The following is a 21,297-nucleotide window of genomic DNA, read 5'->3' on the forward strand; positions in this document are numbered from 1 at the left end:
TGCCTTCATGACGAAACCTGCCGCTCCCTACCCCGCCGTTGCCCTGTTGGGCGTCCTCGCCACCTATGGCGTGGCGCTGGCGGTGCTGGCCGCTAGTGCGGCTGGCACGTGGTCGGGGCAGGCGTCGCTGGCCGTGGGGTGCCTGGTGCTGGTGGCGCCGTTGCTCCTAGGAGCCGTGGCCTATTCCTACCCCAGCGGTATTCGACGCCGCACCGGTGGGTTTTTGGTGCCAGCATTCTCTACTTGGTCCTGCTGGTCGTGTTCCTGGGGGCCGTACTCGCCTGGCAACCGGCTACTAAATCTTAAGTCCTAAGGGGCGTTCAGTTGAATGAGCGTTTAGGCGTTGGATGGCGAAGTGGGGTGGTCCAGTAAAAACGGACAGTGTACTAAGATAAGCCGGTTTGGAAGTCGCGTTCGAATTGGTGGGGAGAGCGGTAGCCGAGCGCGGAGTGGCGTCGGTCGAGGTTAAAGTAAGTGTCGAGGTAGTAGGCCACCTCCAATCGGGCCTCTTCGAGACTGGTAAACGCGCCACCGTGCGGCAGCAGCTCGGTTTTGAGCGTGCTCCAGCCGGCCTCAGCCTGGGCATTATCGTAGGGGTTGCCCGGCCGGCTATAGCTGGCCAGTGCCTGGGCTTTTTCGATGCGTGCCCGGCACGCCGCGCTGGTGTATTGGCTGCCGCGGTCAGCGTGGATAATCAGGCCGGGCGCCGGCTGGCGTAGCGTCAGCGCCTGCTCCAGGGCCGTGAGCACCAATTCAGTGGGCATGTGTTGGTCGAGGTGCCAGCCCACTACGCGCCGCGAGCAGGTATCGCGCCAGGTGGCCAGATAGCACCAGCGCCCGCCGACGAGGGGCAGGTAGGTGATATCCCCCACCCAGACCTGATTGGGCGCGGTGGGCGCGGGCTGGCCAAGGAGCAGGTTTTCGGCCACGACGGCCGCGGGGTCAGCCACCGTGGTGCGGGGGCGCTGCGGCCGCGTGCTCAGCGCCCGCAGGCCGCGACGACGTAGCCAACTGCGTAGCGCGTAGCGCCCGATGGCGTGCCCTTCGGCCCGCAACTCTGCTCGCAAGCGGCGCGTGCCATAGCGCTGGGCATGGCGCGAAAAGGCGGCGGTAGCAGCGGGCTCCCAACTGGGCGTAGGCCGCGCGGCCCGGCCCAACCACTGGTAATAGCCGGCGGGGCTGACGTGTAGCACGCGGCAGAGCACCTGCACGGGTTCCGTGGTCGCCTCCTGCTCGATGAACTGATAACGACTCATAATTGAGGCGGTTGCGCAAAGATGGTCACGACTTTTTTTAAAATATCGCGCTCCTGTTCCACGCGTTTAAGCTCGGCGCGCAAGCGCTTAATCTCGTCGCGCTCCGCACTACTCGGCACGGCCTCGGCTAATGCTTGGCGCTGCCAGCGGCCCAGCAGAGCAGGCGACAGGCCCTGGGCGCGGGCCACGTCGGTTTGCCGCGCCCCAGCGGCCACTTGGCGCACGCACTCCGCTTTGAAGGCAGGTGTGTATTTTTTGCGGGTTAGCGGCGAGCCGCTCGGAAGGGTTTTGTCGGGCATGAGCAGTGGAAGGTAAGACTTCACACTGTCTGTTTTCACTGGACCACCTCACCAGCTGCCCTTAGGCTATACAAATGATGCCTCTCGTGAGCGCATACTTGAGTACGGTCGAGCTGACTTCCGAGTACCATGCCGGCAGGTGACACCTGAAGCTAGTCCAGCTGACCGAGTACTACTCTACTGCTACTACAACATGCGTAAGCATTTTTTTACAACGCGCTATGTGCTAGCTAAGGTCATTGACTCTTTACAAGCTTTATTGACTACATCGGCCACGGAGCCAGTGTTTATAGACCTAGGTTGTGGGCCTATGACTTCAGGCTTAGCATTCGCGGATTTGTATCATGAGCGGTTTGGAAAACCACTTACTATCCGTTACGCTGGCATTGACATTGCGCCAGCGATGCTGATGAAAGCCAAGGAGTTTTCTGCCTCGTCACTATTCGCGGTCGATAGTAAAATGCAGTACCATGAAAGTTGGACGGAATCGCTAGAACCGATTGTTACTGAGCTTGTACAAGTAACAAATCCTATTATCATAAATGCGTCGTATCTTTTTGCTAGCACTTCATTGAACGTTGACGACCTCGCCTTGTTTGTAAGTACACTGCGCCAGAGGTGCCGAGATGCCAAAATGTTTTTTGTGTTCCAGAATCCAAATCGGGCTGACCGGAATCTGAAGTATATCGAGTGGAAAAGTAGGTTGCCGTTTATCCGCACATTAGAGCAGTCTGTGGCTCAGGTATACTATAAGAATAACGCAAGGTCAGGAGCAGCCCCAAGTATAGAGGAGGTCTACTATGAATTACTCTCTTTTCAAGAATGAGGATAAGGTGTTAGCCTTGACGCAGCCAAGTGGTGCGATTGGCGGACAAATCAGCGTTGACACGTCTATTAAGGGCTTGCAGTATCTGCCTGATTTTATTACTACACGCTTACAAGCGCGTCTGTTAGAGCTAATTGACAGTAGCCCCTGGATGGATGATTTAAAGCGCCGGGTACAGCATTACGGTTACCGGTACGATTATAAAAGTCGTCGCATTGACCGTGCTCAGTACTTAGGACCATTGCCAACTTGGTGTGAATATTATGCTGAGCAATTTCATGCTGCCGGATATTTCGTTGATGCGCCCCCAGACCAAGTGATTGTCAATGAGTACGAACCCGGACAAGGCATAGCTCCTCATATTGACTGTACTCCTTGTTTTGATGATACAGTCATTTCCATTAGCTTAGGTTCTACTTGTATCATGAATCTGTCACGAGCTGATGACCCAACCATAACCTTTGACCAAGTCTTGATGCCAGGCAGTGCTATCATACTTCAGGAGGAGGCTCGATTTCAATGGAAACATGGCATTAAACCCGTTAAGGCAGACATGGTCAATGGAACGCGCAGTGCTCGCCAGCGTCGCGTTTCTCTAACTTTCCGCAAAGTACGGCTGAGCTAAAGCTTTCAAAGCATTGGACTTCTGGATAACTAGAGGCCCAGCGAGTAAGCTGCATTGTATTTGATAACGTCCCCCAAGCGGGAGTAGCGGCTAATCATTACGTCAGTCTTTTGCTTGGTCTGATTCTTAATAAACTCATTGGATTGACCATTGAGCTTGGCTGTGGTAATAAACGAGGCTCGCAGGGAGTGTGCTGAATACTTATCCCCTAGATGCAGCTTGACCAGCCGGTTTACCCGCACATCGGAAAGACGCTTCGTGGTCGGCACCGCTTCGCCGACCGTCTTACCGCGCACTAACGATACGAATACTGGGCCCGAGGTGCGGCCCAGCAGCCTATGCCAGTCCTGAAAAGCCCGCACGGGGCAGAACAGCGGGTTGCCGGCGTAGAATACGGCTTTGTCTTCGACTTCGCCTGTCTGGTTGGTTTTGCTTCTGGCCATGTGCAGCACTAGGGCCGCATCCGTCAACTCAATTTGTTCCAAGTCAAGCGCCACTAACTCCGAGCGCCGGAAGGCTCCTGCGAAGCCAAGCAGTAGTAGAGCCCTATCCCGCACGCCGGCCGCGGTTTCCAGGTCGAGCGCCTTGATAGCGTTCTTGAGGTCGGCCACGGAGAAAGCTGGCGCTTGTTTTTGCCGCTTGCCTACCACGCGGGCCACGCCTTTCAGCACCACGTCCAGAGAAGGGGAGCCCACGGCCGTGGGGAGCCCGAGCATCTGATGCTTCTTCTGAATAGCGGCCAGGTGTCGGGTAATAGTGGCCAGCTTGCGCGGCAGGTTGGCCAGGTGGGCGACATAGCCGGCGAGCGTCGTGACGGCGGCCGGGTACGGGGTGAGCTGGTGCGCCAGGCAGTATGCTTCAAATGTGACCAAGTCGGTCGCGTACGCCAGGCGGGTATTCTCCGCGCCCTCCAGACCAAGTTCCAGAAAGCGCGCCACGTCGGGGGCCACGTTGCCCGAGAGGTCGGCCAGGGCCAGGGCCGGCATCGAAGTCGCAATAGTTGTGAGCAGTTCTTTCTTTCCCTTTAGTTCCATCATTCGGGCAGGCGTCGCGGTCAGCCAGGAGCCGACAACTGGTGCCTATATATATACTGAGTAGCAATACCCGGTTTCGACCGGTCCAAACCGGGAAAAACAGATTTTATCCGTCAAATGTACGCCCGGAAGTTTAGGTACGATAAGTAAGCCTTATCGTACCTAAACTTCCGGACATCGGGTTGTCAAACTCAATGCTGATAATAGGGTCTTATCAGTCCTTATTGTGAGTTGAGGTAAACGCAGGGCTCGCACTAACCGGCTAGTCTTTCGCCTTGACGAAGCTCGTCGCGCTACACATACAGCTCGTGGCAGGGGTAGTCCCCACTAGGCGGCAACGCACTACTTTCGTAGCGGTTCCTTCCCCCAAGCGATGCGACATATACTTTCCCCGGCCCGTCCTGTTGCGCAGTGTCTGTTGGGAGCCGCGCTCCTGTTGGGCACGCTGACCTTGCCGGCCAAGCCAGGGGCCGCTACGCCCGCCGCCGAGCCGGCGCCGAATACGTTGACGGCGGCCGCGCGCCGCCAGGGCTGGCGCTTGCTGTTCGATGGCCAAACGGCCACCGGCTGGCGCAGCGCCAAGGGCGCCGCGTTTCCCACGCACGGCTGGCAAATAGAGAATGGCGAGCTGACCACGCTCGCGGCCGACGGAAAGGAATCGGCCAACGGCGGAGACATTATTACGACGGCCCAGTACCGGGCCTTCGACTTCTCCTTCGAGTTTCAACTCACCCCCGGGGCCAACAGTGGCGTTATCTATTTTGTGACCCTGGCCGAACAAACGCCGGGCTCGCCCATTGGCCTGGAGTACCAATTGCTGGACGATGCCCGGCATCCCGACGCCAAGCTCGGCATCAACGGCGACCGCACCCTGGCTTCGCTCTACGACCTAGTTCCGGCGGTGAAACCGGCGGCCTGCCAGCGACCCATCGGGGCCTGGAACGTGGGGCGCGTGGTGGTCTACCCGACGAATCACGTCGAACATTATCTGAATGGGGTAAAAGTGCTGGCATACGAACGGGGCTCGCCGGCCTTTGAAGCCTTGGTGGCCGGGAGTAAATACCACGTCTGGCCGCACTTCGCCAAGGCCCCCGCCGGGCACTTATTGCTGCAAGACCACGGGAACCGCGTCTCCTTTCGCAGTTTGAAAATCAAAGAGCTCCGATAAGCTTACCCGGCTAGCCCCCTGCACTACCTAACGAGGGGGCGCGGCCGTCGTGGGCGCGGATATGCTGGTTGGTTTGCGCCAGCAGCGGCTCAGACTCAGTCGAACGCTTCGAATGCACGTAGAGCGTACCCGATGACGGAAGCAATGATTTTAGTGGTGGATGACGACGAAGCAACGCGGCTGACCTTGCGGCGCTGGCTGACGCATTTGCAAGTGCGCGGGCAAGTGCTGGAAGCGGCGGACGGGCAAGCCGCCCTGGCGCTCGTCGACGCGCATTGCCACGGCACTACCCCGCCGGTGCCGCTGCTCGTGCTCCTCGACTTGCAGATGCCGGTCATGGACGGCCTCGAGTTTTTAGAACACCAGCGCCAGCTGCCCCCTGCCCACCAGCAGGCCATGACGGTCATCGTCCTTTCGGGGGCGCACGAGACGCCCGCGCGCAAACGGGCGCAGGCCCTGGCCGTGGAAGTCAAGACCAAACCGCTGGATATAACGGAGCTCGCGGCGCTCCTACACCACTACCTGCCCGCGGCGCTCCCCGCCTGAGCCGCGCGACCGGCTAGGCCCCGTGCGGCCGGTGCGGGACGCCAACGCGGTCACGCCCTGCCGAGGGCCGTGTGGCCGGGCTTTCCCCTGCATTCCTACCTATTTATAGCCGTTATGTCCGTTTTTCCGTCCAACGCCTTCTCCCTCGAGTACCGCCCTGATTTGGGACTCATCATCGGCCGGTGGCTACAGGACCTACCGCCGCCGGAGTTGCAAGGCACCTACGAGGCCATGCTGGCCGCGGCCCAAGCCCACGGCAACTGCCGCTTTTGGCTGCTAGACCTGCGCCGCCGCCCCGTGGCTGGCCCTGACCTGAACGCGTGGTTTCGCGACCAGTTTTCGCCCCGGATTGCGGCCGCGCTCGGCGGGCCCTTGTTCACGGCCTACCTAGCGGGACCACACCAGCGCCCGGCGGCCGAGAGCGACGCGATGGAACTCTATTTTCGCCGCGAAGCCGTGGTGGATGCCTTCCCGCAGCTCTTTGAAAGCGAAGCCGAAGCCATGGCGTGGCTGCGCGCTGGGCAGGAGCGCGAGGGGGTAGCACCGGCCTAGCGGGGCCCGTGGGTGGCCTAGGCGGAGGAATAAATCAAGGAACGAAGGCTTCGGCAAAGCATGCGCTGCTACACCGGTTGTCGTCAATTTCCGTTCGCATCAGGAACGACGCGCCTTCTCATCGCCAGCTATCGGGGCAAAGAAAAAAGCCACCGTATGCAGTGGCTTTCGATATCAAGTTATGATAAGTGAAGGTTATCATAACTTGTTTTCTGATTCACTTAATTGGAAGATAAGTACGATTTTTAACTCTTATCCTACCTAATAGGACTTGTCGGTAGTCACCTATGCAATGGCTCCGAAAGGTCTTCTGTGCAGTCAGCGTACCTTGCTGGCAATACCTTTGGTACTCTCCACAGGCAAATTGCAGTTAGTAGCCGGGGACAAGTTGCCCGGACCGGGCTAGTAGCCAATGCCGACTATAAACCGGAGGCACGGCTTACAAAGGCGTGCCTGGCCACCAGTTCTGCCGAAATACTAAGAACAGTGACTGAAACGTCTACTCCTCCTAACCATAGTCCCGCTTACGACCTGCTGCGTGCCCACCTACAAGTGCGCGTGCCGCTAACCGACGCCGACTTTACTACTTTCTGCGGGTACCTGCGCCCGCTGGCCCTGCGTAAGCGCCAGCACCTGCTTCAGGCGGGTGAAGTATGCAGCTACTACGCTTTCGTTACGCAGGGCTGCCTGCGCAGCTACTCGCTCACCAATGAGGGGCACGAGCACACGCTGCAATTTGCGCCGGAAGACTGGTGGATATCGGACCTCTACAGCCTGCTTACGCGGCAGCCCAGCACGATGAACATTGACGCGCTGGAAGACTCGCAGCTGCTGCTGCTCGACCAGGCCGACCTGGAAACCATCTACGCCGCGTGCCCCGTGTTCGAGCGCTACTTCCGGTTGCTGATGCAGAGTCGCTACGTGGTGTTGCAGGAGCGGGTGAACGCCTCGCTGAGCCAGACGGCGACGGAGAAGTACCAGCACTTTCTAGGCAAGTACCCCACTATTGTGCAGCGGGTACCGCAGCACGTAATTGCCTCCTACCTGGGAATTACGCCCGAGTCGTTGAGCCGGGTGCGCCGCCAACTGTAGCGCCACGCTTGGCTGGTGAACAAAGCACGGCCTGGCAGCGGCTTACCAACCGGAGCAACCTTACGCGTGCCCTTGGCTAACTGCCCGGTACTCGGTGGGCGTCATGTGCTCCAGCTGCCGGAACATGCGGGTGAAGTACGCCAGATTGCTGAAGCCGGCCTTAAAGCAAATCTCGGTGATGCTGATGGCCGGGTTTTGCAGGCAGCGCTTGGCCAGCCGCATCCGCGCCTTGATGATGTAGTCGATGGGCGAGAGGCCGAACTCCTGCTTGAAAGCGCGGAAGAAGTTGGCCTTACTCATGTAGGCCTGCGCGCTCAGCTCCTCGACGCTGATTTTCTCGGCCAGGTTCTCCTTGATGTAGTGCAGCGTGTGGGCAAAGCGGTTGGAGGTGGCCAGCACCGCCGTGTTGTGTTCGGTCAGGTGCAGGCGTTGCAGCTGCATCAGGCGCAGCAGCAATTCCTTCACCGCGAAGTCGGCCAGCATGTCCTTGTTCTGGGAGTTATCGAAGCCGATGCGTACCAGCTTGTAGATGAGCGCCGTGATTTCCTCGTTGTTATAAAACGCGTGCTGGCTGAGGCTGAGGTTCCACTTCTCGCCCTCGGTGCGCGGGTAAAACTCGTTGAGGTAGTCAACCGTGTCGATGACTTGTAGCCGGTCGATGGCAAGGGCCACACACTGGGTTGGGTTTTCGTCCGAGGCCTCGGGGAAGTCAATCAGCATCTTCAGGTTTGGGGGCACCACCATGGTATGGCCGGGCAGGTAGGCGAAGGCCTGCTGGTCGCGCAGGTGCATTACCTTTTTGCCGCGCAGCATGTTGGTCAGCACCAGGTCGCTGTACGACTGCGCTACCTGGTCGCCGGGCATGAGCGTTTCGAGAATGCTCAGCTCGTACTTCTCCAGCGTCTGCACCCGGCGGTGGTCGATGAGCGTGGTGAGCTCGTGAGGTTCGGTAAGCGGTATAGACGGCAACACGTGGATAGGGAATAGAAAAATAAGAGTGAAAAGCAAGCGGAAAACGACTGGGGCGAAGCTAGCCTATCAGCAGCCCCGCCCGCAGCAATTGGCGGCCCCCAAAGCGGCTATTGCTACGATACTGCCACCGATTGCTAGTATTGTGCAAGCCCCCATTTTTGGGTGATTCTACTTTTGTGCAGCATTCAACGGACGGGCAAAACGGCCAGTTGAAGGGCCGTATCAGCTGCTAATGGGCCAGTCCCAGCAGCGCAGTAGTAGCATCCCGATGAGCGAGGAAAAACCCCATGAAATGAGCCACGACCTGCATCACAACTTGCAGGTAATACTCCAGGAAAACCAGCGCTTGGCCGAGCAGCTCGACCCGGCTGCCGCCGCGATAATTCCGCTCATCCAACACGCTAACCGGGTATTTGTTGTGGGCGCGGGCCGCACCGGGCTGGCGCTTAAGGCCGCGGCCATGCGCCTGATGCACCTGGGCCTTACGGTGTTTGTAGTGGGCGAAACCACGACGCCCGCCATCGCGGCCGGCGACTTGCTGCTGGCGGGCTCCGGCTCGGGCACCACCAGCACCATCGTAAAAGCGGCCGAAAAGGCTCAGGCCGTGGGGGCACAGGTAGTGGCTATTTCCACCACCCGCGAGTCGCCGCTGGCGGCCCTGGCTACGCAGGTTGTCGTGCTGCCCGCCGCCCAAAAGCAGGACCACGGCGGCACCATCTCGCAGCAGTATGCGGGCAGCCTCTTCGAACAGGCGGTGCTGCTGCTGACCGACGCCATTTTTCAGACCCTGTGGGCCCTGGATGGCACCCCGGCCCAGGAGCTCTGGAAGCGCCACGCCAACCTAGAATAGAGAGTATCAGCCGTTTTCCCGGCTTCTCAACGGCGCAGCTGTGCCGGATTTTTTGCTATTTTTCATTTAGACCCACTTGCCCAAATGGCTAAGCTACAAGTTGCAATCGACCTATTAAGCACCAAAGAAGCCCTCGAACTAGCGGCTAAAGTTGCTCCCTACGTGGACATTATCGAGTTGGGTACCCCGCTCATCAAAAGCGAAGGCCTAGCTGTTATCAAGGCCATGAAAGCGGCCCACCCTGACAAATTGGTGTTTGCCGATTTCAAAACTGCCGATACCGGCGAGCTGGAAGCCGGCATGGCCTTCGGCGCGGGCGCGGACCTGGTGACCATCCTTGGCTCGGTGGATGACGCGACCATCATTGGCGCGGTGAAAGCCGCCAAAGAGCACGGCAAGGGCGTAGTAGTCGATACCATCGGCGTAAAGGACCGGGTAAAGCGCGCCCAGGAAGTAAGTAAGCTCGGCGTAGAGTTCGTGGAGCTGCACGCCGGCCTTGACGAGCAGGCCCTGCCCGGCTACTCCATTCAAGTGCTAATCGACGAAGCCAAGCGCGCTGGCGTTCCCGTGTCCATCGCGGGTGGCGTAAACCTCAAAACTATTGCCGCCGTGAAGCAGGCCGGCGTAGCCGTGGCAGTAGCCGGCGGAGCCATCTACGGAGCCGCCGACCCCGCTGCGGCAGCCAAGGAGTTGCGGGCTGCGTTCGACGCGGCCTAGACTGACCAGCCCGAGGCGGGCGGCCGAAAGTGTCGGCTGCTCACGTTTGTGCTGCTTCCTTATGATAAAGCGCCGGCCCCTGGGTCGGCGCTTTTTTTCATGTCCTACAGGCTCATCCGCGCACGCATTGCCGCGTGGTTCCGAGGTGCTAGCACCAGCCACGTGTAGAGCCTAAGTCGCCGCATTTCTTACCCTATGATAATGCACTGGGGGTAGGCCCCGGGGGACCTTTGTCTTGTTCTCTCGCCGTGGGAGAATCCTGACAAGTACTTGTCTTTCTGATGAAAAAAATCCTGCTGCCCCTCGCCCTATTTGCTGCCACGCTGACGGCCGCCGCCCAGAAACCCGCTGCCAAGCACGCTGCTAAATCTGGCGACCTCGTGGCCCAGCACCTAAAAACCTTTGATGAGCTGGACTACGACGTGTTCAGCAACGCGAAGTGGGACCGCTTGCACGAAAGTCACGCCCAGAACATCCTGGTGCATTGACCCGATGGCCACACCACTACCGGCATTGCCCGGCACATCGCCGACCTGAAAGCCATGTTCGTGTACGCCCCCGACACCCAGATTAAGCAGCACCCCTTTAAGCTGGGTCAAGGCAATTTGACGTCGGTATCCGGCATCATGACGGGCACCTTCACCAAGCCCATGCCCACCGGCGACGGCAAGTTCATCCAGCCCACGGGCAAGAAATTCAGCTTGCCCATGTCCACCGTCGGCGTGTGGAAAGACGGCGTGATGGTAGAGGAATACCTCTACTGGGACAACCAATCCTTTATGAAGCAGCTCGGGCTGGCCAAGTAGCCTAGCCGACTATAAACCTCCTTCCTCTTTCTCGCTTACCGCCATGACTGCTACCCTGCTTCCGTATTCCTCGCTGCCCGCCGAGCGCATTGGCGTGCACGCGCCGGCCAGTTTGCCGGCTGCTATTCGCCTGGGCACCGTCCACCTGACGGTGGCCCGCCTCGACCGCTCGCTGGCCTTTTACGAGCAGGTGCTGGGCTTTCGGCTGCTGAGCCGCACGCCGGCCACCGGAGGGCAACTGGCCACGGCGGCCCTCGGCGTAGCCGGTAGCGACGACGTGCTGGTGCTACTGCACGAGCAGCCGGGGGCCCGGCCCGTGCCGCCCCGCGGCCGGCTGGGGCTGTACCACCTGGCAGTGCTGCTGCCTACCCGCGCCGACCTGGGGCGCTTCATGCGCCACGTGCGTGGGTTGGGTTTGCACATCGGCTCGTCCGACCACAACTACAGCGAGGCCAGCTACATCACCGACCCCGATGGCTTCACCATCGAAGTGTACCGCGACCGGCCTCGCACCGAGTGGCAGGTAAGCGAGCAGGGCGAAATTCAACCGGCGCTCGAACCGCTCGACCTGCCGGGCGTGCTGGCAGCCGCCGGCGATACGCCCTGGCAAGGCTTGCCGGTGGGTACCATCATGGGTCACCTGCACTTCTACACCGGCGACCTGCGCTTGGCTTTGGCCTTCTATCACCAGGCCTTGGGTTTCGACATCGAAACCTGGAGCCTGCAAGGAGCGCTGTTTGTAGGAGCCGGCGGCTACCACCACCACCTGGGGTTGAACGTGTGGGCCGCCGGCTCGCCCGTCGCTACCACGGTTGATGCCCGCCTGCTGCGCTGGGAGCTGTGGCTGCCTACGGCCGCCGAGCGTGACGCCGCGCTCACCCGCCTGCAAGCGGCCGGCTACCCCGTGGAGCAAACCCCTGACGGCCCCCTGGTCACCGACCCGTGGGGTATCCGGGTGCTGTTGCGCACCGAGGCCCAGCCCGCCGCATGAGCCGTCGCTGGTGCCGGCAATGGCTGGCCTTTTTTCTCGCGTTTTTCCTGACTACTACGATGACACCTGCCACCACCACGCAGCCCCCGCTGCTTACTGATTTATCCCTATCCTACCGCCTGGTAAACCCGGCTCAGGCCACCGGGGCTAAACGATTACTGCTGCTGCTGCACGGCGTGGGCGGCAATGAGCTGAACCTACTACCCGTGGGCGAGCAGCTGGCCGATGCCCACACGCTGGTGCTCTCGGTGCGAGCCCCGCTGGTACTCGGCCCGATGGGCTTTGGCTTCTACCAGGTTGATTTTTCGTCGGGCAAGCCCGTCTTCAACCACGCACAGCAGCTGGATGGACAGCGCCTACTCCTCAACCTGATGCACGAGGCTTCGGCCAAGTACAACATTCCGACCGGGCAAGTCTATCTGTTAGGCTTCAGCCAGGGTGCCATCATGGCCTACGACGTGGCCCTAACCCGCCCATCGCAGGTGCGCGGCGTGCTGGCCTTTAGCGGCCGCATGCTGGCCGAGTCGCGCCAGCACCACGCCCCGGCCGCCGACATCAAGCGCGTCCAGTTCTTCCTTAGCCACGGCCGCCACGACGACAAGCTGCCCGCTTTCTACGCCGACGAGGCTATCGACTTCCTGAAAACGCTGGGCATCACCCCGCACTACGCGGCTTTTGAAGGTGGGCACGAAGTATCGGCCAGCAGCCTGGCGGCGGCCCACCAGTGGCTGGCTAAACAGCCCTAGCAGGACTGCCAACCGCCCCTTTTATCTCTTCAAAATCAATTCAATACTTCTCAAGCAACCATGAAAAATATCCTGTTCCTCGTCCTGCTGGCCGCCACTATGCTGTCGGCTCCCGCGCAAGCTGCTACCGGCCCCACCGCCCACAACCCCGCTACGACCACCGCGGCCGTTGAAACCTACAAAGTGCAGCCGCAGCTGAGCACGCTCGGCTGGACGGGCAAAAAAGTCGGTGGCCAGCACACCGGCACCATCAACCTGCAAGACGGCTCTATGCAGGTGAAAGGCAGCCAGATTGTGGGTGGTACGTTCGTGGCCGACATGGCCTCGCTCAAGAACACCGACCTGACGGATGCCGACTACAACGCCAAGCTGGTGGGCCACTTGAAATCGGACGACTTCTTCGGCGTGGAAAAGAACCCCACGGCTACGTTCGTTATCACCAGCATCAAGCCGCTGAAGGGTAATGCTAATGGTAACAACGCTACCATCACGGGCAACCTCACCATCAAGGGCAAAACCAACCCCGTCAGCTTTCCGGCCAAAGTAGGCGTGAAAAACGGCGTAGCCGCCGCCACCGGTACGGCCAGCATCGACCGCAGCAAGTACGACGTGAAGTATGGCTCGACGCTGTTCGGAGCTGCCGCCGACAAGGCTATTGACGATATGTTCCTGCTCAGCTTCAACGTTATCGCGAAAGCCAACGGCGTGGCCGTGCGCTAGGTAGCGACTGGTCCCTACAGGCTGCCCGTGCGGCCGCCATCCACGGGCAGGCTTACGCCGGTAATGTAGCTGGCGGCCGGCGACGCCAGAAAGACAACGGCCGCCGCCAGCTCGCTGGCCTGCCCGAAGCGGTGGGCCGGAATCTGCTTCAGCATAGCGTCCTCGACCTGCTGCCGGGACTGGCCGGTTGCGCTCACCTTGTTCGCCAGCAGCGACTCGTGGCGTTGCGTCTCGGTGGCCCCCGGCAACACGTTATTCACCGTGATGCCCTGGCTAGCCACTTCGTTGGCCAGCGTTTTGGCCCAGCTGGCTACCGCGCCCCTAATCGTGTTGCTCACCCCCAAGCCGGGCAGCGGGATTTTTACGGAAGTGCTGATAACGTTGATAATGCGTCCGTAGCCGGCCTGGGTCATGCCCGGCACCAGTGCCTGCGCTAGTAAGTGGTTGCAGAGTAGATGCTGCCCAAAGGCCCGTTCAAAGTCGGCGGGCGTGGCCGCCAGCAGCGGCCCGGCGGGTGGCCCCCCAGTATTGTTTACCAGAATCTGGAAGCCGGTGGGGTGCGCGGCCAAATAACCGGCCACGGCGTCGGCTACCTGGCTAGGCTGGCTGAAATCAGCCACTAGGTAGTCATGCTGCTGGTGGGTGGGCGTAGGCAGCGCGGCGGCTACCTCGCGGAGCGCGGCTTCGTTGCGGGAAAGCAGGGTAACGGTGGCGCCGGCTTCGGCCAGCGCTTCGGCCACGGCCCGACCAATGCCTTGCGTGCTGCCACCCACCAGGGCGTGATAAGGAAGGAGCATGTTGTTTAGAAGAAAAGGTTGCTGATTAGTGAAATGAGGCCTTGTTTAAGGCCTCATTTCACTAAGCCTCTTTCAAACAGAGAAGTTGGTAGTAAGGCCAGCCGGGTGCCAGGAACAGTTTCTACTCGGCGCGTTCGATGACCGGCTTACTGCTCCCGCGAGGCAAAATCGGATGGTCACCGGCCCACTATCTTGTAAAAAGTGTTGCTGAACGAAGCCAAGCTGTTGTAGCCTACGGCGTAGGCTATTTCCGTGACCGTCTGCTTGGTTTGCAGCAGCAGTTCCATGGCCGCCATCATGCGCCGTAGCTTCAAGTACTGCCCGAAAGAGATACTGAGGCACTCTTGAAACAGGCGCGACAAGCTGCGCGGACTGAAGCCGAGCTGCCGAGCCAGCGCGTTCAATTCCAGCAGCTCCCCGATGTGTTCGTACAGGTATCGTAGCACCGGTACCAGGCGCGGGTCTTCGGTAGTGGGCAGCGCCAGCGGGAGCGGATGGTGGCTGATGCGTGGCAGTACGAGCTTGATATTCAATAAGAAGGGTGTTGTTAAACAAATAGGGTAAAACCTCCGACTCGGCCCTACGCCGGTTTGCTTGGCGGCTGCCAGGTAGCAATCAGGTCCATGTCAAACGGGGCTTCGGCCAGCAGGGGGTGGTCGGAGAAGTCGTACTCGCCGTGCAGGTTCAGGTGGCGGTAGGAGAGCACGGCGAAGGGCGAGAGCGTGGCCAGCGTAGCCGCTTGCTGCTCGGGCGGCAGCCGGGCCAGGTGCTGGGAGAGGTGCAGGTAATTCCAGCAGATGATGGCGTTCATCAACAAGCGCTTGCAGGTCTCGGCCACCAGCTGCTCGGAGCGGGTGGCGGCGTGAAACTCCTGGTTGCGGCCGTGCCAGACGGCGTGGGCCAGCCGGTGGGCGCTCTCGCCCTTGTTGAGCTGCTTCTGGATGCGCTGGCGCAGTTCCACCTGGTCAACGTAGCGCAGCAGGAACTCGGTTTTAACCAGCCGGCCCAGCTCTTTCAGGGCCCGGTAGAGCGGGTGCTGGCGGGCGTAGGAGTTGAGGCGGCCGAACAGGCGGGAGGCCTCGCTGTGGCGCAGCTTCAGGGTGACGACCAGGCGCAGGACCTCGTCCCAGTGCCGGGCGATGCGCTCGGGGTCGAGGCGCGCGTCGGGCAGCAGGGTCTGCCCCAGTTGCCGGTGCGTGGCCACCGGCTCCCAGCTGTAGAGGGGGTAGCACAAGAGTAGGAACAGAAACTATCGGTAGGGAAAGCTGAGCAGGTAGGCTGTCTCAGAAAACGGCCGTTTTAGCGGCCCACCTGCCTCGGCTGCTTAGCGCTCTGAAAAGCTACCACAGCTTGTCTCATTTCCTGTTCTCAGTAATCAACGACTCGCTATCTTCGCCCTCGTTGACTTCTTGAGAAAAATGGCGATGATTTTCGGCTATGCCCGCGTGAGTACCTCCGACCAGCACCTGCATCTGCAGACTGATGCCTTGCAAGCCTACGGCTGCGTGGAGGTGGCCCAGGAAAAAGTGTCCTCCGTGAAAGAGCGCCCGGCCCTGCAGCACCTGCTGACGCGGCTGCGGCCCGGCGATACGCTCGTCGTCTGGAAACTCGACCGCTTGGGCCGCTCACTCAAAGACCTAGTCACGTTGGTGACGGGCTTTCAGGACGCAGGGATTCACTTCGTCAGCCTGCAGGACCATTTGGACACGACCACCGCCCAAGGCCGGCTCATGTTTAACCTGTTTGCCTCGCTGGCCGAGTTTGAGCGCGACCTTATCCGCGAGCGCACCAAAGCGGGGTTGACTGCGGCAAGGGCCCGGGGCCGGCAGGGCGGGCGGCCCAAAGGCCTCTCCAAAGAAGCCCTGTCCAAAGCCCAGGCGGCCAAAACGCTGTACCTGCAGCAGGACAAAACTGTCGCGGAAATCGCCCAGTTGCTCGGGGTCGGTCGGGCCACCATTTACCGCTACCTGGGGCAGCTGGGCGTACCGACGGGCACGCAGGCGGCGCACCAAACGACCTGATACGCGCCTCGTGATGAAGACTTGCTCCCCACCACCGGCTGCCGCTATTTCCCTGCCCGAGTTTGAGCACCGCTACTTAGGAAAGGTGCCGTCGGTGGGCGGGCTGCAGGCGGGCCAGTTTGCGGCCTATTCTCGCGCTGACTTCGGGCAGGTATCCCTGCCCTACCAGCGGCGCGACTTCTACAAGCTCTCCTTGCTGACGCGGGGCACCAGCCAGCTGCACCAGGCTACGCGGGGCTGGGCCATTGCCGGGCCGGCCGTAGTGCTCTCGCATCCGCTGGTGCCGCACGCCTGGGAAACCCTATCGGACGAGCAAAGCGGGTTGTTTTGCCTGTTCACGCCTGAGTTTCTGCACGGCGGGGCGACGGCCGACCAGGCCCTAAGCCCACTGCTGGCCCTGGGGCGCGACCCGGTCTATGTACTGGAGCCCGGGCAGCTGCCGGCATTTGAATCGTTGTTTAGCCAGCTGCTCACGGAGTTGGGGACCGATTACCCGCACCAGGCCACCGTCGTGCGCCACTACCTACACCTGCTGTTGCACCAGCTCCAGCGCCTGCGGGCGCCCGCGCCCAACTTCGTGCACCCTACCGCCGCCGACCGGCTCGCCGCCCTGTTTCTGGAGCTGCTGGCCCGGCAGTTTCCGGTAGCCCGGCCCGACCAGCCACTGCAGCTGCGCGCCCCCCAGGATTTTGCCCCACTGCTGGGCGTACACGTCAACTACCTCAACCGGGCCGTGCGGGCCGTGACGGGCAAAACCACTACCGCCCACCTGGCCGAGTGGCGGCTGGCGGAAGCGCGGCGCCTGCTGCAGCACACGCCGTGGTCCTTGACCGATATTGCCGAAGCGCTCGGCTTTGCGTACCCCACTCACTTTCACAATTTCTTCAAGCACCACACCGGCCTCACCCCGCAGCAAGTCCGTCAGCCCCAGGCCCTGGTGGTTTGAATTTCGTAGCCCTTGGGTGCAAATCGGTTATGTAGCCCCTGCGGGTGCGCCGGACCTTTGCACGGCCGGGTGCTACATTTCCCCGGCGCTACGTCGTATGCAGTATCGCTTGCTGGGCCAGACCGGCTTGAAGGTGTCGGCCCTGTGCCTGGGCACCATGACCTTTGGGGGCAAAGGCCGCTCGGCCGTCACCGGGGCCCTCGACCAGACGGCCGCCGATGAGTTGCTGCGCCGGGCCGTGGCCGCTGGGGTCAACTTTATCGACACGGCCAACGTGTACTCCGAGGGCTTGTCGGAGGAAATTACCGGCCAGGCCATCCGCAACCTGGGCCTGGACCGCGACTCGTTGGTGCTGGCCACTAAAGTGCGGGGCAAAATGGGCGAAGGCCCCAACGACTTAGGACTTACGCGCAAGCACATCATGCAGCAGGCCGAAGCCAGCCTCAAGCGCCTGAATACCGACTACCTCGACCTCTACCAGCTGCACGCCTACGACCCGCTCACGCCGCTGGACGAAACCTTGCGGGCGCTCGATGACCTCGTGCGCCAGGGCAAGGTGCGCTACATTGGGGCCAGCAACCTGGCCGCCTGGCAGCTGATGAAGGCCCTGGCCACGGCCGATAGCCGCCAGCTGGAGCGTTTCGCCTCGCTGCAGGCCTACTATACCATCGCCGGCCGGGACCTGGAGCGCGAAATGGTGCCGCTGCTACTTGACCAAAAGGTGGGCCTGCTGGTATGGAGCCCGCTGGCCGGCGGCCTGCTCTCAGGCAAGTACACCCGCGATGGCCAAAACCAGGAAGGCGGCCGCCGCGACCGGCTCGACTTTCCCCTCGTCGACCGCAACCGGGCCTTCAATGTCCTCGACGTGCTACACCCGCTGGCCGAAACCAAAGGTGCCACTGTGGCCCAACTCGCCTTGGCCTGGCTGCTGCACCAGCCGGTAGTAAGCAGCGTCATCATGGGGGCTACCAAGCCCGAGCAGCTCGACGCCAACCTGGCCGCCGTGGACGTGACGTTCACGCCGGAGGAGTTGCGCCATCTCGAAGAGGTCAGCCAACTGCCGGCTGAATACCCCGGCTGGATGCTCAACTACACCACCAGCGACCGCACCATCAGCTAACGGGCAGGCCCGGTGCCGGTTGCCTCCTGACACCTGTCGGTCTGGGGCGAACAATGAAAAGGGCCGGCCGCTTATTTCACCCTGGATTCGGTCAGGTTACCAGACCGAGCGGGAAGCGAGCGGCTGGCCCGAATAGGGCCGCCGCCAGCGGGGACACGCGACTACAGGACAATGCCGGTAGAATTTCTGAGCGACGAGCAGGCGGCCCGCTATGGGCGCTACCAGACGGACCCTAGCCCGGAACAACTGGCCCGTTTCTTTTACCTGAGTCCGCAGGACCTACAGTTTCTGGCCGACTACCGCCGGGCGTACACCCAACTCGGGTGTGCTGTGCAGTTGTGTACACTCCGGTTTTTAGGCACGTTTCTGCCCATCCCTACCTAGGTGCCGGCCGTCGTGGTGGCCACCTTGGCGCAGCAGCTTCAGGTAGGCACTGACGCGTGGCCTGCGCGGTATACCCGCCCAAATACGCTCTCGGACCACCAGGCCCGCATTGTGGCGTACCTGGGCTTTGCGGCCTATGGGGGCCGGCAAGCATTCCGCCTCACGCGCTGGCTCTACGCGCAGGTCCTCACCAGCACCGTGCGGCCCAGTGTGCTCTTTGATTTGGCGACCGCGCACTTGGTGGCCCAGCGCGTCGTGCTGCCCGGCGTGACGGTGCTGGCCCGCCTGATTGCGCGGGTCCGCGAGCGTACGGGCCGTCACCTGTACCACCAACTCCGCAACCGGTTGAACCCGGTACAGCAAGAGGCCTTGGAATCGCTGTTGCTGGTAGCGCCTGGCCAGCGACTCACCCGACTGGAAACGTTGCGCACCGCGCCGACCCGCGTTTCCAGTCCCGCTCTGGTGGCCGCGTTGGGACGGCTGGAGCACGTGCGCGCCCTCGGCGTAGGGGGCATTTCACTGCACGACCTGCCCGAAGCCCGAGTGGTGCGGCTGGCCCGCCACGCCCAAGTGGCCTGGGGGCAGACGTTGGCGCGGATGGGAGAAGAACGCCGCCTGGCCACCCTGCTAGCCTTCGCCCAGGCCCTTGAACGCACGGCCACTGACGATGTGCTCGACCTCTTCGACGGGCTGCTGACAGCGCTCGCCCTACGGGGCGAAACCAAGCGCCGCCGCCAGCGGCTGCGCTCCCTGAAGGATTTGGACCACGCCGCGCTGGTCTTGCAACAGGCCGTGCGCATGATGTTGGACGAATCCGTGCCCGAAGCCCAGATTCGGGCACAGGTGCTGAGCCGCATTGGCGAAGCCTCCTTGCGAGAAGCAGCCGACGCGGTGCAGGCGCTGGCCAGTCCCGCCGACGACCCCCGGTTCCAAGCCCTGAGTGGTAGCTACGCGACCGTACGCCGGTTTCTGCTGGCCCTGCTGAACGGAATTGCGTTGGAAGGTTCCCCCTCGGCCAAACCCCTGCTCGATGCCTGGTACTTTTTACGAGCCCAGGAAGCAGGTGGGCGGTGCCGGCCCAAATGGGGGACTGCGCCCCGCACCTTTGTGCCCAAAAGCTGGGCGCGGCAGGTGTTTGCCAGTCGAGACGAGGTGAACCCCGCCGCGTACACGCTCTGCGTGCTGGACCGCCTACACCAGGCGTTGCGCCGTCGAGAAGTGTTTGTGACGACGAGTGAGCGCTACGGCGACCCGCGCGCGGAAATGCTACGCGGCGAGGACTGGGACGCGGCGCGTGAATCGGTGGCGCGGGCGCTGGGCCGTTCGCTCGACCCGGCCCTGGAACTGGCGCGGCTCCAAGCGCAGCTGCGGTCGGCCTATGCGGACGTTCGCGAGGCCCTGCCCCACAATACGGCGCTGCACGTGTTGCAGCACGACGGCTTGCCCTACGTGCGGGTAAGCCCGTTACCCGCCCAGGAAGAACCCGAAAGCTTGCTGCAACTGCGGACGCAGCTTACCCAGCAGTTGCCCCACGTGGAACTGGCGGCGCTGCTGCTGGAGGTGAACGCGTTCACGGGATTTGCCGACGCTTTTACCCACGTGGCCGACGGCCAAAGCAAAGCGGCCGATTTACCACTGAGCATCTGCGCGGTGCTGCTGGCCCAGGCGTGTAATATTGGCCTCAAGGCCGTGGCGCGGGCCGAGGTACCGGCCCTCACCTTGCCCCGCTTGTCCTGGGTGCAGCAAAACTATGTGCGCGTGGAAACGCTCACCGCTGCCAACGCCCGGTTGGTGGACGGCCAGGCGCAATTACCCCTGGCCCAGGCCTGGGGTGGCGGAGAAGTCGCCTCGGCCGACGGGATGCGCTTCGTCGTGCCCGTGCGCACGCTGCACGCCGGGTGGAACCGCAAATACTACGGCTCCCAGCGCGGGGTGACCTACTACAACTTCACCGGCGACCAGTTCACCGGCTTCCACGGCATCGTCATTCCCGGTACGCTGCGCGACTCCCTGTTCATCCTGGCCGGGCTGCTGGAACAGCAAACCAACCTAGACCCACGTGAAATCATGGCTGATACCCACGGCTCCAGCGAGGTAGTCTTTGGCCTGTTCGCCTTATTAGGCTACCGTTTCAGCCCCCGCTTAGCGGACCTCGCCGACCAACGGTTCTGGCGCCTCAGCAAGGACGACGATTATGGTTCCCTCAACGAAGTAAGCCGGCACGTCGTCAACGCCCGGCTCATCTATGACCATTGGGAGGATATGTTGCGGCTGGCCGGCTCCCTCAAGCTAGGCCGGGTGAAAGCCACGGCGGTAATGCGCACCTTGCAGCGGGCGGGGTCGCTCTCGGGCCTGGGCCGGGCGGTGGCCGAACTGGGCCGGGTGGAAAAAACGCGCTACCTGTTAGCCTACGTCCACGACGAGGCCTACCGGCGGCGCATCCTGGTGCAGCTCAACCGCGGCGAGGGCCGCCACGCGCTGGCCCGCGCCGTTTTTCACGGCAAGAAAGGCGAGCTGCGCCAGCGCTATCGCGAGGGAATGGAGGACCAACTCGGGGCGCTGGGCCTGGTCGTAAACGCCCTGGTGCTGTGGAATACGCGCTATTTGCAACAAGCATTAGAGCGGTGGCAGGAAACGGAGGAGCACGTAAACCCGGAGGATGTGGCCCGCCTCTCGCCCTTGCTGCATGAACACGTGAATATGCTGGGCCGCTACGATTTTACGCTGCCCGAATCTGTTGCGGCTGGGCAACTGCGTCCCTTGCGCACCCTCACACCCTGGGAAGCATCGCTTGGTGAATGGGCCTAGCGATAGTTTCTGTTCCTACTC

24 protein-coding genes and 1 pseudogene are annotated in these 21,297 nt (G+C 61.7%); 18 read left to right on the plus strand and 7 right to left on the minus strand.

Annotation, left to right across the window (positions count from 1 at the left end):
- Positions 1-7: 7 nt before the first annotated feature.
- Positions 8-313 carry a hypothetical protein gene (locus tag EAH73_RS12705; protein WP_140467105.1) on the plus strand — a complete coding sequence of 102 codons (306 nt, stop codon included), beginning with the start codon at positions 8-10 and terminating at the stop codon, positions 311-313.
- A gap of 73 nt (positions 314-386) precedes the next feature.
- Here the strand turns inward: EAH73_RS12705 and EAH73_RS12710 are convergent, their stop codons facing one another.
- Together EAH73_RS12710 and EAH73_RS12715 are read right to left on the minus strand one after the other, a co-directional pair.
- Entirely contained in the window at positions 387-1,256 is an 870-nt protein-coding gene (locus EAH73_RS12710; protein ID WP_240047233.1) for an IS3 family transposase, read from the minus strand.
- Positions 1,253-1,555, minus strand: a complete 303-nt coding sequence (locus EAH73_RS12715; RefSeq protein ID WP_140467109.1) for a transposase — start codon at positions 1,553-1,555, stop codon at positions 1,253-1,255. Before EAH73_RS12715 ends, EAH73_RS12710 begins: the two co-directional genes overlap by 4 nt.
- A gap of 193 nt (positions 1,556-1,748) precedes the next feature.
- Here EAH73_RS12715 and EAH73_RS12720 point away from each other — a divergent pair, with 193 nt between their 5' ends.
- Together EAH73_RS12720 and EAH73_RS12725 are read left to right on the plus strand one after the other, a co-directional pair.
- Positions 1,749-2,381, plus strand: a complete 633-nt coding sequence (locus tag EAH73_RS12720; RefSeq protein WP_140467111.1) for a hypothetical protein — start codon at positions 1,749-1,751, stop codon at positions 2,379-2,381.
- The gene (locus tag EAH73_RS12725) at positions 2,356-3,006 is read left to right on the plus strand and encodes an alpha-ketoglutarate-dependent dioxygenase AlkB (RefSeq protein WP_140467113.1); all 651 of its coding nucleotides are present in this window, start codon (positions 2,356-2,358) and stop codon (positions 3,004-3,006) included. Before EAH73_RS12720 ends, EAH73_RS12725 begins: the two co-directional genes overlap by 26 nt.
- 29 nt (positions 3,007-3,035) lie before the next feature.
- Here EAH73_RS12725 and EAH73_RS12730 read toward each other — a convergent pair whose 3' ends face one another.
- Complete coding sequence (locus EAH73_RS12730) at positions 3,036-4,043, minus strand: hypothetical protein (protein ID WP_240047234.1); 1,008 nt, start codon at positions 4,041-4,043, stop codon at positions 3,036-3,038.
- A 433-nt stretch (positions 4,044-4,476) separates the two neighbouring features.
- Between EAH73_RS12730 and EAH73_RS12735 the strand changes: the two genes are divergently transcribed.
- The 4 genes from EAH73_RS12735 to EAH73_RS12750 all read left to right on the plus strand — a co-directional run bounded on the left by EAH73_RS12735 (position 4,477) and on the right by EAH73_RS12750 (position 7,398).
- A complete protein-coding gene (locus EAH73_RS12735; protein ID WP_240047235.1) occupies positions 4,477-5,208 on the plus strand; it encodes a DUF1080 domain-containing protein in 732 nt (243 codons plus the stop codon).
- Positions 5,209-5,340: 132 nt separating this feature from the next.
- Positions 5,341-5,754, plus strand: coding sequence for a response regulator (locus EAH73_RS12740; RefSeq protein ID WP_140467117.1), 414 nt, complete (start codon positions 5,341-5,343; stop codon positions 5,752-5,754).
- Between the two features lie 114 nt (positions 5,755-5,868).
- Positions 5,869-6,306 carry a hypothetical protein gene (locus EAH73_RS12745; RefSeq protein WP_140467119.1) on the plus strand — a complete coding sequence of 146 codons (438 nt, stop codon included), beginning with the start codon at positions 5,869-5,871 and terminating at the stop codon, positions 6,304-6,306.
- 486 nt (positions 6,307-6,792) lie between these two features.
- Positions 6,793-7,398 carry a Crp/Fnr family transcriptional regulator gene (locus tag EAH73_RS12750; protein ID WP_240047236.1) on the plus strand — a complete coding sequence of 202 codons (606 nt, stop codon included), beginning with the start codon at positions 6,793-6,795 and terminating at the stop codon, positions 7,396-7,398.
- Between the two features lie 60 nt (positions 7,399-7,458).
- Here EAH73_RS12750 and EAH73_RS12755 read toward each other — a convergent pair whose 3' ends face one another.
- Positions 7,459-8,370 carry an AraC family transcriptional regulator gene (locus EAH73_RS12755; protein WP_140467121.1) on the minus strand — a complete coding sequence of 304 codons (912 nt, stop codon included), beginning with the start codon at positions 8,368-8,370 and terminating at the stop codon, positions 7,459-7,461.
- A 232-nt stretch (positions 8,371-8,602) separates the two neighbouring features.
- On the opposite strand from EAH73_RS12755, the gene hxlB reads away from it, so the two are divergent.
- The 7 genes from hxlB to EAH73_RS12785 all read left to right on the plus strand — a co-directional run bounded on the left by hxlB (position 8,603) and on the right by EAH73_RS12785 (position 13,200).
- Positions 8,603-9,220, plus strand: a complete 618-nt coding sequence (gene hxlB, locus EAH73_RS12760) for a 6-phospho-3-hexuloisomerase (protein WP_240047237.1) — start codon at positions 8,603-8,605, stop codon at positions 9,218-9,220.
- 84 nt (positions 9,221-9,304) lie between these two features.
- Entirely contained in the window at positions 9,305-9,937 is a 633-nt protein-coding gene (hxlA, locus tag EAH73_RS12765; protein WP_140467123.1) for a 3-hexulose-6-phosphate synthase, read from the plus strand.
- 281 nt (positions 9,938-10,218) lie between these two features.
- The gene (locus tag EAH73_RS23470; RefSeq protein WP_205012999.1) at positions 10,219-10,425 is read left to right on the plus strand and encodes a hypothetical protein; all 207 of its coding nucleotides are present in this window, start codon (positions 10,219-10,221) and stop codon (positions 10,423-10,425) included.
- Positions 10,426-10,479: 54 nt separating this feature from the next.
- The gene (locus EAH73_RS23475; protein WP_205013000.1) at positions 10,480-10,743 is read left to right on the plus strand and encodes a hypothetical protein; all 264 of its coding nucleotides are present in this window, start codon (positions 10,480-10,482) and stop codon (positions 10,741-10,743) included.
- A gap of 43 nt (positions 10,744-10,786) precedes the next feature.
- Positions 10,787-11,734, plus strand: coding sequence for a VOC family protein (locus EAH73_RS12775; protein WP_140467125.1), 948 nt, complete (start codon positions 10,787-10,789; stop codon positions 11,732-11,734).
- Between the two features lie 59 nt (positions 11,735-11,793).
- Positions 11,794-12,480, plus strand: coding sequence for an alpha/beta hydrolase (locus EAH73_RS12780; RefSeq protein ID WP_161599535.1), 687 nt, complete (start codon positions 11,794-11,796; stop codon positions 12,478-12,480).
- 60 nt (positions 12,481-12,540) lie between these two features.
- On the plus strand, positions 12,541-13,200 hold the full coding sequence (locus EAH73_RS12785) for a YceI family protein (RefSeq protein ID WP_140467129.1): 660 nt from the start codon (positions 12,541-12,543) through the stop codon (positions 13,198-13,200).
- 14 nt (positions 13,201-13,214) lie between these two features.
- On the opposite strand, the gene EAH73_RS12790 is transcribed toward EAH73_RS12785, so the two are convergent.
- The 3 genes from EAH73_RS12790 to EAH73_RS12800 form a co-directional block, all read right to left on the minus strand.
- Positions 13,215-13,997 carry an SDR family oxidoreductase gene (locus EAH73_RS12790; RefSeq protein WP_140467131.1) on the minus strand — a complete coding sequence of 261 codons (783 nt, stop codon included), beginning with the start codon at positions 13,995-13,997 and terminating at the stop codon, positions 13,215-13,217.
- Positions 13,998-14,173: 176 nt separating this feature from the next.
- On the minus strand, positions 14,174-14,530 hold the full coding sequence (locus tag EAH73_RS12795) for a helix-turn-helix domain-containing protein (protein ID WP_161599536.1): 357 nt from the start codon (positions 14,528-14,530) through the stop codon (positions 14,174-14,176).
- A gap of 47 nt (positions 14,531-14,577) precedes the next feature.
- A complete protein-coding gene (locus EAH73_RS12800; protein ID WP_161599537.1) occupies positions 14,578-15,231 on the minus strand; it encodes a Tn3 family transposase in 654 nt (217 codons plus the stop codon).
- Positions 15,232-15,415: 184 nt separating this feature from the next.
- On the opposite strand from EAH73_RS12800, the gene EAH73_RS12805 reads away from it, so the two are divergent.
- From EAH73_RS12805 to EAH73_RS12820, 4 genes and pseudogenes are all read left to right on the plus strand, one after another.
- Entirely contained in the window at positions 15,416-16,018 is a 603-nt protein-coding gene (locus EAH73_RS12805) for a recombinase family protein (protein WP_311136895.1), read from the plus strand.
- A 13-nt stretch (positions 16,019-16,031) separates the two neighbouring features.
- On the plus strand, positions 16,032-16,964 hold the full coding sequence (locus EAH73_RS12810; RefSeq protein WP_140467136.1) for a helix-turn-helix domain-containing protein: 933 nt from the start codon (positions 16,032-16,034) through the stop codon (positions 16,962-16,964).
- Positions 16,965-17,061: 97 nt separating this feature from the next.
- Positions 17,062-18,084, plus strand: coding sequence for an aldo/keto reductase (locus EAH73_RS12815; protein ID WP_140467138.1), 1,023 nt, complete (start codon positions 17,062-17,064; stop codon positions 18,082-18,084).
- Between the two features lie 171 nt (positions 18,085-18,255).
- Positions 18,256-21,276: pseudogene (locus tag EAH73_RS12820) on the plus strand (Tn3 family transposase).
- Positions 21,277-21,297 lie beyond the last annotated feature (21 nt).

Source organism: Hymenobacter nivis (assembly GCF_006439025.1).
Lineage (GTDB): Bacteria > Bacteroidota > Bacteroidia > Cytophagales > Hymenobacteraceae > Hymenobacter > Hymenobacter nivis_A.

What these genes read in the sequence shown, in the direction of transcription:
- EAH73_RS12705 (WP_140467105.1), top strand. Translation starts at nt 8, where the DNA reads ATGACGAAACCTGCCGCTCCCTACCCCGCCGTTGCCCTGTTGGGCGTC.
- EAH73_RS12710 (WP_240047233.1), bottom strand. Translation starts at nt 1,256, where the DNA reads ATGAGTCGTTATCAGTTCATCGAGCAGGAGGCGACCACGGAACCCGTG.
- EAH73_RS12715 (WP_140467109.1), bottom strand. Translation starts at nt 1,555, where the DNA reads ATGCCCGACAAAACCCTTCCGAGCGGCTCGCCGCTAACCCGCAAAAAA.
- EAH73_RS12720 (WP_140467111.1), top strand. Translation starts at nt 1,749, where the DNA reads ATGCGTAAGCATTTTTTTACAACGCGCTATGTGCTAGCTAAGGTCATT.
- EAH73_RS12725 (WP_140467113.1), top strand. Translation starts at nt 2,356, where the DNA reads ATGAATTACTCTCTTTTCAAGAATGAGGATAAGGTGTTAGCCTTGACG.
- EAH73_RS12730 (WP_240047234.1), bottom strand. Translation starts at nt 4,043, where the DNA reads ATGATGGAACTAAAGGGAAAGAAAGAACTGCTCACAACTATTGCGACT.
- EAH73_RS12740 (WP_140467117.1), top strand. Translation starts at nt 5,341, where the DNA reads ATGACGGAAGCAATGATTTTAGTGGTGGATGACGACGAAGCAACGCGG.
- EAH73_RS12745 (WP_140467119.1), top strand. Translation starts at nt 5,869, where the DNA reads ATGTCCGTTTTTCCGTCCAACGCCTTCTCCCTCGAGTACCGCCCTGAT.
- hxlB (WP_240047237.1), top strand. Translation starts at nt 8,603, where the DNA reads ATGGGCCAGTCCCAGCAGCGCAGTAGTAGCATCCCGATGAGCGAGGAA.
- hxlA (WP_140467123.1), top strand. Translation starts at nt 9,305, where the DNA reads ATGGCTAAGCTACAAGTTGCAATCGACCTATTAAGCACCAAAGAAGCC.
- EAH73_RS23470 (WP_205012999.1), top strand. Translation starts at nt 10,219, where the DNA reads ATGAAAAAAATCCTGCTGCCCCTCGCCCTATTTGCTGCCACGCTGACG.
- EAH73_RS23475 (WP_205013000.1), top strand. Translation starts at nt 10,480, where the DNA reads ATGTTCGTGTACGCCCCCGACACCCAGATTAAGCAGCACCCCTTTAAG.
- EAH73_RS12775 (WP_140467125.1), top strand. Translation starts at nt 10,787, where the DNA reads ATGACTGCTACCCTGCTTCCGTATTCCTCGCTGCCCGCCGAGCGCATT.
- EAH73_RS12780 (WP_161599535.1), top strand. Translation starts at nt 11,794, where the DNA reads ATGACACCTGCCACCACCACGCAGCCCCCGCTGCTTACTGATTTATCC.
- EAH73_RS12785 (WP_140467129.1), top strand. Translation starts at nt 12,541, where the DNA reads ATGAAAAATATCCTGTTCCTCGTCCTGCTGGCCGCCACTATGCTGTCG.
- EAH73_RS12790 (WP_140467131.1), bottom strand. Translation starts at nt 13,997, where the DNA reads ATGCTCCTTCCTTATCACGCCCTGGTGGGTGGCAGCACGCAAGGCATT.
- EAH73_RS12805 (WP_311136895.1), top strand. Translation starts at nt 15,416, where the DNA reads ATGGCGATGATTTTCGGCTATGCCCGCGTGAGTACCTCCGACCAGCAC.
- EAH73_RS12810 (WP_140467136.1), top strand. Translation starts at nt 16,032, where the DNA reads ATGAAGACTTGCTCCCCACCACCGGCTGCCGCTATTTCCCTGCCCGAG.
- EAH73_RS12815 (WP_140467138.1), top strand. Translation starts at nt 17,062, where the DNA reads ATGCAGTATCGCTTGCTGGGCCAGACCGGCTTGAAGGTGTCGGCCCTG.